This is a genomic window from Bartonella sp. OC16QHHD (assembly GCF_042194035.1).
Classification (GTDB): Bacteria; Pseudomonadota; Alphaproteobacteria; order Rhizobiales; family Rhizobiaceae; genus Bartonella.
Window position 1 is genome coordinate 1 of sequence record NZ_JBHIMJ010000031.1, and the last position, 7,874, is coordinate 7,874.

At 37.6% G+C, this 7,874-nt stretch carries 10 protein-coding genes; 5 read left to right on the forward strand and 5 right to left on the reverse strand.

Features of this window, described 5'->3' with window-relative positions:
* Window positions 1–297: 297 nt before the first annotated feature.
* The 3 genes from ACFIK1_RS04260 to ACFIK1_RS04270 all read left to right on the forward strand — a co-directional run bounded on the left by ACFIK1_RS04260 (window position 298) and on the right by ACFIK1_RS04270 (window position 4,135).
* The gene (locus tag ACFIK1_RS04260) at window positions 298–1,455 is read left to right on the forward strand and encodes a tyrosine-type recombinase/integrase (RefSeq protein WP_375662166.1); all 1,158 of its coding nucleotides are present in this window, start codon (window positions 298–300) and stop codon (window positions 1,453–1,455) included.
* Between the two features lie 362 nt (window positions 1,456–1,817).
* Window positions 1,818–3,200, forward strand: coding sequence for a ParB/Srx family N-terminal domain-containing protein (locus ACFIK1_RS04265; protein ID WP_375620556.1), 1,383 nt, complete (start codon window positions 1,818–1,820; stop codon window positions 3,198–3,200).
* Between the two features lie 68 nt (window positions 3,201–3,268).
* Window positions 3,269–4,135, forward strand: a complete 867-nt coding sequence (locus ACFIK1_RS04270; RefSeq protein WP_375620555.1) for a DNA adenine methylase — start codon at window positions 3,269–3,271, stop codon at window positions 4,133–4,135.
* A gap of 208 nt (window positions 4,136–4,343) precedes the next feature.
* Here ACFIK1_RS04270 and ACFIK1_RS04275 read toward each other — a convergent pair whose 3' ends face one another.
* From ACFIK1_RS04275 to ACFIK1_RS04285, 3 genes are all read right to left on the reverse strand, one after another.
* Entirely contained in the window at window positions 4,344–4,556 is a 213-nt protein-coding gene (locus tag ACFIK1_RS04275; protein WP_375662167.1) for a hypothetical protein, read from the reverse strand.
* 131 nt (window positions 4,557–4,687) lie between these two features.
* Window positions 4,688–4,915, reverse strand: coding sequence for a hypothetical protein (locus ACFIK1_RS04280; protein WP_375624190.1), 228 nt, complete (start codon window positions 4,913–4,915; stop codon window positions 4,688–4,690).
* Window positions 4,912–5,574, reverse strand: coding sequence for a lysozyme (locus tag ACFIK1_RS04285; protein ID WP_375662168.1), 663 nt, complete (start codon window positions 5,572–5,574; stop codon window positions 4,912–4,914). The genes ACFIK1_RS04280 and ACFIK1_RS04285 overlap by 4 nt, the downstream gene beginning before the upstream one ends.
* Before the next feature lie 181 nt (window positions 5,575–5,755).
* On the opposite strand from ACFIK1_RS04285, the gene ACFIK1_RS04290 reads away from it, so the two are divergent.
* Window positions 5,756–6,079, forward strand: coding sequence for a type II toxin-antitoxin system RelE/ParE family toxin (locus ACFIK1_RS04290; protein WP_375632850.1), 324 nt, complete (start codon window positions 5,756–5,758; stop codon window positions 6,077–6,079).
* 12 nt (window positions 6,080–6,091) lie between these two features.
* Window positions 6,092–6,403, forward strand: coding sequence for a DNA-binding protein (locus ACFIK1_RS04295; RefSeq protein WP_208439803.1), 312 nt, complete (start codon window positions 6,092–6,094; stop codon window positions 6,401–6,403).
* Between the two features lie 44 nt (window positions 6,404–6,447).
* Here the strand turns inward: ACFIK1_RS04295 and ACFIK1_RS04300 are convergent, their stop codons facing one another.
* Both ACFIK1_RS04300 and ACFIK1_RS04305 read right to left on the reverse strand, forming a co-directional pair.
* Window positions 6,448–6,726 (reverse strand): hypothetical protein, encoded by a 279-nt coding sequence (locus ACFIK1_RS04300; RefSeq protein ID WP_375659581.1) that lies wholly within the window; start codon window positions 6,724–6,726, stop codon window positions 6,448–6,450.
* The gene (locus tag ACFIK1_RS04305) at window positions 6,723–7,478 is read right to left on the reverse strand and encodes an antA/AntB antirepressor family protein (protein ID WP_375662169.1); all 756 of its coding nucleotides are present in this window, start codon (window positions 7,476–7,478) and stop codon (window positions 6,723–6,725) included. Before ACFIK1_RS04305 ends, ACFIK1_RS04300 begins: the two co-directional genes overlap by 4 nt.
* Window positions 7,479–7,874 lie beyond the last annotated feature (396 nt).

Consider the following 7,874-nt stretch of genomic DNA (forward strand, 5'->3'; position numbering starts at 1 on the left):
TATTGTTGATATGGCAGGTATTTCTATTCCCTCGATGGTGGCGATTATTGTTGGCAATCTGGGGGTGCATCGTGGCTTTGGTTCTATGGATTTTTCTAATAGGAAACATTCCCAGACGCGGCAAGCAGGGGCTTAGCAACAAGATTCAAAGTATATAAAGATGTGTAAGGGCGTATTGATGTCTATAGCTTTTTATGATTCAATAAAAAAAGTAAGTATTAAAGAAAAAATCTCAAATCAGAAATTAAAGGTGGTCTAAAAGGTGGACCCAAAAAGGTGGACGAGAGGGGACGTTAAGTGAGGGCGATTCATCGGTTATCAGCATCATTCGTAAAGACGTCTCCGCAGGGTAAATATTGTGACGGGGCAGGGTTGTGGTTGAATGTTCGAAAAGACAATACACGCTCTTGGTTTTTTCGCTATACGCACCACAATAAGCGCCGTGAAATGGGACTTGGTCCTGTTACGAAACTCTCTTTAAAAGAAGCGCGTGAGCTTACAAGATATTATAGTGATATTCTTAAAGAAGGCAATGATCCTATTGTCTTTCGAGAACAGACTATTTTAAAACAGCAAAGCAATATTTTTCAAGAAATTGCAAAAGCGGCTTTTGAAAGCAAAAAAGCAGAGTTGAAAAATGAAGGTAAAAACGGTCGCTGGTTTTCTCCACTAGAGTTGCACGTGATTCCACACATAGGTAATTTACCTATAGAAAAATTAACAGCCAATATCATTCGCAATGTTCTCGCGCCCCTTTGGCATGAAAAAGCAGACACAGCGCGAAAAGCACTTAACCGTATCAATATTTGCTTGAAATATGCTGCGGCTCTTGGTTTAGATGTTGATTTACAGGCTTGTATGAAAGCACGCGCTCTTTTAGGAAAACCACGTGCTACATCAACAAATATTCCTGCTATGCCATGGCAAGAGGTTCCGGCATTTTATCAAAGCTTGGATGATAAGATCCTTTCAAATTTAGCACTGAAGTTATTGATTTTGACAGGCGCACGGTCATATCCATTGCGCTATTTGCGTCTTGAACAAATTGACAAAAATATATGGACGATACCAAAAGAAAACATGAAAGGTATTGTAGGGAAAGTTTCAGACTTTCGCGTGCCACTAAGTGATGAAGCTTTGAGAGTTATTGAAAAAACTCTCCCCTTTGAAAAGAATGGTTTTCTCTTTTCTGGTCTTAGAGGCAACCCCATTTCTGATGCCACCATGGCAAAGTATATGACAGTTTGTGGTTTGACTTATCGTCCCCATGGTTTTCGGTCAAGCTTACGGGATTGGATAGCAGAGACAACGTCAACACCATTTGAGATTGCCGAAACTGTTCTTGCACATACAGTTGGGAGTTCAGTGACGAAAGCCTACATGCGAACGGATTTTTTAGAACAGCGACATGTTCTCTTGGAACAATGGGCGTCTTTTATATCAGGAAAGGCTTGACAAAATTAAAAATAGAGAGTCTTTTCTCAGAAATTTTTCTCAAATGATGTAAGTGCCTGAACTGGATTCTTTTAGTGCCTGAACTGGATTCTTTTAGTGCCTGAACTGGATTCTTTTAGTGCCTGAACTGGATTCTTTTAGTGCCTGAACTGGATTCTTTTGCAGCATTTACGTTTACTTCACTTTGAAATAAAAGGAAAAAGTTGGACGATGTTTAAAACATTACTCGCCTTTTAGCTAGAGAAGATTAAAGAGAGATTCCAAAGTGTGATTCATATATAAAGTAGACTTTAATATAGAATATTTGTCAGTTTACCATGTTAATATTATGATTCGATATTTTGTATTGTTGGTTAAGAGTAATGATAAACACTAAAGAATTTTCTTTAAAAACACTTAAACTTGATCTAGAAAATCCTAGAATTCCCAGATTCACAAGTGAAAAGGATGCTATAAATTTTCTTTGTATTACAGAAAAAATTTTGGAATTGGCCGAAGATATTGCTGAAAACGGGTTGTCTCCATTTGAAAAGCTTATGGTAATACAAGATGGAGAGAAGTACGTTGTTAAAGAAGGTAATCGGCGGCTTGCTGCGCTCAAACTTCTTGATAATCCAAGTCTAGCTCCAGAGCATCTAGGTAAAAAGATCGCTAAATATAGTGCTGACCGTAAAATTCACATAACTTCTGTAGAATGTGCTATTGCTTCTGACATAAAAGAAGCAAATCACTGGATGGAGATAAAGCATTTAGGTCAAAATAATGGAAAAGGTGTGAAGCCATGGAATGCTATACAAAAGTCACGTTATTCGCCAGACAATCCGAATAGATTTGCATACCTATTATTGAATCATCTGTTGGAGGATCCTTCATTAGATTATGAGATAACGACTGTCACACGTTTGATTTCTAAAACAACTTTTTTTGAGTATACTGGAATTTATTATAATCAGTTGGAGGACAAGCTCATCTTTTCATGTTCATATGAAGAAAATTCTGCACTTGATAATTTTTTGAAACAATTTGTACAAGATATACTTGAAAAAAAGATAAATTCTCGTTCTTGCAATAATAGAAAAGATATAGAAAAATATTTTGAAATCTTATCTCGCAAATTTGGTCTAACTAAATCATTTGATTCTTCTAATCTAACTAATTTATTTAGTTCTTCTAAAAAGCTTGCTAGAAAAGGCAAGGATAAAAAAGAAACAGAGTATTCTAAAAGAAAAGATAATCTACCTACAAGCGATGCGAATAAAGATGGAAATTATCCAAAACAAAAATTATTTCGCCGCATTTATGATGAAGAAATTGCAGATCAGTTGCAGAAATTAGGTATTATAAAACCCATCAGTATATATTCTTCAGTAAAAAAATTAGGTACTGACGCTGATACACCTCTTGTGTATATAGCGTTTAGTTGTTTATTCGAAGGGCTGACAGGCTTTTTAGGCCGAGAAAACAAATCTTTTGATAATTTTTTAAAGGATAAGTTTTCAAAGTATTGTCGATTATTAAAAACCGAACTTGACGATACACAGTATATAAATGAAAATGAGAAAGCTATTTTAGACACTCTAGCGAAGGTTAGAATGCAAGCCAATACAGCTAAACATGCCTTCCGTTCAGCACCCTTGAGTTATCTAGAGGTTCTCAGTGATATACAAGTATTAAAGCCAGTGTTAATGCAATTAATCAATGAAGTGTATGACAAAAAATTGCAGAATGCTCGTCAAATGCTTTAGCCATTGCTGGCCAATATGAACAAAATATGATAACATGGCTTTGTTTTAATACTGTAAGGTTTACAGAGATGGCTTATAATTATTCTCCATTAAGGTATCCTGGTGGCAAGGCTGCACTCTATGGAAGAATCAAAGAAATTTTTGAGAAAAATGGATTAAATGGATGTTCTTATCGTGAGCCTTTTGCTGGTGGGGGCGGATTGGCTCTAAATTTTCTTTTAAATAACGATGTTAAAGATATCTACATTAATGATATTGATCCGTTTATTTGGAGTTTTTGGTATTGTGTTTTGCACAAGACAGAAGAATTAATAGAAAAAATCAATACAACGACCATTAACTTAGAAGAGTGGTATAAACAAAAAGAAATTTCTCCTGAAAACGCAGACGTGCTTAGCGTTGGGTTTGCTGCATTTTTTTTGAATCGCACAAACAGATCTGGAATCATTAAAAATGCTGGTCCTATTGGAGGAAAACAACAAGTTGGGAGTTACAAAATAAACTGTAGATTCAACAAAAGGGACTTAATTAGCCGGATTAGAAATATAAGTGTACAAAAAGATAGGATATATTTAACTCGTTTAAATGCACAGGAATTTTTGCTGCGTTATGGAACTGATGAAAACACCTTTTTTTATATGGACCCTCCTTATTTTAAAAAAGGAAAAGAGCTGTATACTTCATTTTATAAAGCTAAAGATCATTGCGATTTAGAAAGTATCATTTCTAAACATGTGAATGCGCTTTGGTTAATTACTTATGACAACGTAGAAGAAATTAAATTCTTGTACAATCAATATCCTAAAATAGAATTTAATATACGGTATTCTCTACAAAATAAGAGACAAGCTCAAGAACTGATGATTTTCTCACCAAAGATCAAAATTCCACAATCATTAGAACAGAATATAACATCACTTTGTAACGTGGCTTAGCTGCTTTCATAAACAAAATTTGTTCTCTCTACAAGCTTTGAAAGTTTGATTGCTGTCAGTCAATTTCATATTTTAAGGAAAGGTTTGGTGTGTTTAACTCTTTGAGAACCACTATTTTAAATGGGCGAAGACATTCTCTATCGCCTCCATGAGACGAGCAAAATTAAGAAATCATTTTCTAAAGAATTTCGCGCGTCTCAGAGTATGTTTAGAGTTGGATATTTGGTTTTTGTGTAAAAATACTTACTAATGCATCTATAATACGTGAAAAATCAAGCGCTAATAAGAGTATAATGAGTACAATCCATTTCGTATAACGAGACATCACTTTTATACTTTTGTAGGTCATGATGATTTCTTGAAGTATTTCTTTTTCTGCTTCTGTAAGCTCTATATCGTCTTGTGTTTTTTTTCTAGCCATGTTTCCACCCACACACGTGTTCACCTAGATTATTGTGCTTTAAGATCTCTCTTGCTAAGTTTGAACTGATGGTGTTCAGATCTTTCCGGCTTAAATAAATTGGCAACCAGCCAATACAAGAAGAAGCATATTTATTTGTCGCGCAACCAGTCAGAGAGAGCAGCATGCACATCAGCATCACTTTTTTGATTAACTTCATTTTCCACCTCCAGCCGTGTTGTGGCTGCTTTTAAAGCTTTTTCTGTTTGCTTTTGTTGCTCTGCTTTTTTCCCAAGAGTAAAAGCTCTTGCTAATGCAATAAAAAAAGCGGCTAAAGCCGCGCCTGTTAGCATCAGATTTCTTTTCATCCATAAGATCATAGGCGGTGCTCCTGAAAGCGTTTAGCAACAAAGAAAATACCAGCACATGCGGCTAAAACCATAATGGTTGCCAAAGCCCATTGGATTGGTCCATTTCCTGCTAACAAACCACCAAGCCCAGAAAAAGAGCCAATAATCGGAGCAAGTGCTTCTGCTTTGAAAATCCCCGTTGGTGCTTGCGTTTCTACTGTTTGATAATTGGAGGAAACATAAGCCCCTTTTGCCCATAGCCCTGTTTCTGCTGCGCGCCGGTGTGCTAGACCTTCAAGACGCTTCCCGCCTGCTTTGGTCCATTTCTGTAGCTCGGCAGGGACAGCTTCATATTCACCTTGATTGAGCTTTTTTAACAGTGTCGAGTTACAAAAGGCTCCTGTTCCTACATTATAGCAAAACGACACTAACGCCGCGAATTGTTCATCTGTTAATGAAACTGTAACAGCGCGTTCAACGACATTTTCAAATTGTCTTAAATCTTGGCAAAGAAGTTCTTCTGCTTGCTTTTCAGTGATTGTCATGCCTTCGTAAATAAAAGGCTTTCCAGCACTGTTTGTATGTCCATAACCTATTGTCCACACCCCAATGGCATCTTTATAGGCGTTCAAACGCAAACCTTCCCATTGTTTAATAAGTGCTAGTCCTTCTGATGATATTTTTCGCATATGATTCTCCATAAAAAAGCTCCGCAAAAAGCAGAGCTGGATTAAAAAATTGACATCTTTCTCATTCGGAAAGATAGCTTGGTTAAGCTTCATGTCGCTTTTTCATTGGAATAAAAGAAGATTTTTTCTCAACTTTTAATTTCTCTCTTGACAAATATTCGTTTATAAACGAATATACATCATGTTTGAAATACGTCACTACCTTACTTCTGATGGCAAAGACTTGATAGCTGATTGGCTGCGAAAGCTCCGTGATATACAGGCTAAAACTGCAATTATTCGCCGCCTTAATCGTTTAGAGCAGGGAAACTTTGGCGATTTCAAGCCGCTTCGTGAGGGTGTTCATGAATTGCGTATTAATGTTGGTCCTGGCTACCGAGTTTATTATGTCCAATCTGGAAAGACCGTATTGTTGCTATTATGCGGTGGCAGCAAAAAAACACAAGAGACTGATATCACTCGTGCATGTGCTTGCTGGCGTGATTGGCAAAACCGTGAAGATTAAAGGAGTGCAAAAATGAAAGACCGTAACCATGATGATGCAATGGCAGAAATATTCCGTGATGACCCTGAGTTGGCAGCAGCTACCCTTGATGCAATCCTAGCAGATGGTGATCAAGGTGAGCTACTTGTAACTCTACGCCAAATGGCCAAAGCTTATGGTGGTGTTCAAGCTGTAGCTAAAGCAGCCAACTTGAACCCAACACAACTTTACCGTACACTTTCAGAAAAAGGTAATCCAGAGTTCCGCAGCTTGAATGCTTTACTGCGTACCATGGGGTTTCGTTTGGCTGTACAGCCTCTTGAACGACCAGTTCCACACGTGTAACTTTAGTGTTCACTCCCCACCTTTAAAGATGGGAAGGGAGGTACTTAAGCAACCTTTTTAATGGGGCTCTCTAAATCTGGTTCGTAAGTTCGCAACAAAGAATCCATACGATGTGGAAGTTCTGAAGCTCCAAAATCTGTCAAAATTGCCAAGATTTTTGTAATATTAGGCACGTCATCTTGAAGCTTTAAAACCAGAGCATCTACGACCGATTCCATAACCTCAACTATAGCATTGCAGTCCTTATCTCCAATGCCTCGATGGTTAGAAAGCTTAAACAATGCCATCCACAAATCGCATAAGAAGTCGACACTGCTATTCATTGCACACCCCCATGGATTTGTTCTCTCAAACATGCCAATCCTCTAGATGTGATTTTCGTTGAAGGCAGGACCTTTTCTGTCCCATCTGGTCTTTGAATGGTAATCGCAGGACAATCCATAAAGCCTTTCTTTATTTTGTCCTGATAAGGTAATAGAGGCGCCCCTGGAGCCCGTCGATACACCCAGTCATGTTGACGCAAGTAATCAGTTAAATCCTTTGGCCGTACTTCTAACATCTTCGCAGCTTCTATCAAACCGAATAAACCATCAGAACGTTTTAAACCATCCAAAGCCTCTGCTTTTGGAGTTAGTTCAGCAATAACATGGTCTTTCTGCTCAATTTGAGTTTGTAAGTGATTCAAGACACCAAGTAATGCTTCGGGTTTAGAGTAGTCAACTTGTGGTGCAGGTATTTGTGGTGTTGTTACTTGCTTCAAAAGCCGTTCGCATTTGATAAAGTATAAACGAGCCTCTCTACCTTTCTTATTGTTTTCAAGCATAGAAAGCTCTTTTGCTACACTTAAAGTTAGATGATAATCTTTACGATTGTGACCACCTCTACCTTTGCTCACCAGATTTGGCGAGCAAACAAAATCATGATTTTCTAATAAATTATATTTTTTGATACGGTCAGTAATCCAATTGGAAAAGTCTCGTTTTGCCTCTAAGAATGCGTGCAGATTACGTGCATTTACTGTTTGAACAGTATCACCATCAATGACCTGTTCTGTAATTTTTATAAGAGTGTTCATTATGAACTCCTGTGTAATTAGACGTTTTTGATTGACACTCAATAAAAAAGTGCCGGGTGCTCAAAAACACGGTACACAGTCCGTCGTTATGCTTTTCCCAAAAGGGTATTGTATAGCATAACCACACCCGACAATGTCATTATACGCATGTAGCATATAACAAGTCAAAGTCTTTAATGTGCGGAAAAGAGATTGGTTCGGCAATCCACCCGCTGTGTATTTTAAGGTGTTTTTGAGGCACCTGATTCGAAAATACACATTACAGAAATAATGTCAAGCGGTTTTCGAGATTTTTTACATTTTTGCTAATTTGACTTATCTATCTTCCTCATCCATATGGATGACGCCTTCGCCTTCGTCGCATGCGTTTGGTGGTGCGTTTGGATCAAGGGTATC

Excerpts from the sequence above, each read along its gene's own strand:
- ACFIK1_RS04265 (WP_375620556.1), top strand. The coding sequence starts at position 1,818 with ATGATAAACACTAAAGAATTTTCTTTAAAAACACTTAAACTTGATCTA.
- ACFIK1_RS04270 (WP_375620555.1), top strand. The coding sequence starts at position 3,269 with ATGGCTTATAATTATTCTCCATTAAGGTATCCTGGTGGCAAGGCTGCA.
- ACFIK1_RS04275 (WP_375662167.1), bottom strand. The coding sequence starts at position 4,556 with ATGGCTAGAAAAAAAACACAAGACGATATAGAGCTTACAGAAGCAGAA.
- ACFIK1_RS04280 (WP_375624190.1), bottom strand. The coding sequence starts at position 4,915 with ATGATCTTATGGATGAAAAGAAATCTGATGCTAACAGGCGCGGCTTTA.
- ACFIK1_RS04285 (WP_375662168.1), bottom strand. The coding sequence starts at position 5,574 with ATGCGAAAAATATCATCAGAAGGACTAGCACTTATTAAACAATGGGAA.
- ACFIK1_RS04290 (WP_375632850.1), top strand. The coding sequence starts at position 5,756 with ATGTTTGAAATACGTCACTACCTTACTTCTGATGGCAAAGACTTGATA.
- ACFIK1_RS04295 (WP_208439803.1), top strand. The coding sequence starts at position 6,092 with ATGAAAGACCGTAACCATGATGATGCAATGGCAGAAATATTCCGTGAT.
- ACFIK1_RS04300 (WP_375659581.1), bottom strand. The coding sequence starts at position 6,726 with ATGAATAGCAGTGTCGACTTCTTATGCGATTTGTGGATGGCATTGTTT.
- ACFIK1_RS04305 (WP_375662169.1), bottom strand. The coding sequence starts at position 7,478 with ATGAACACTCTTATAAAAATTACAGAACAGGTCATTGATGGTGATACT.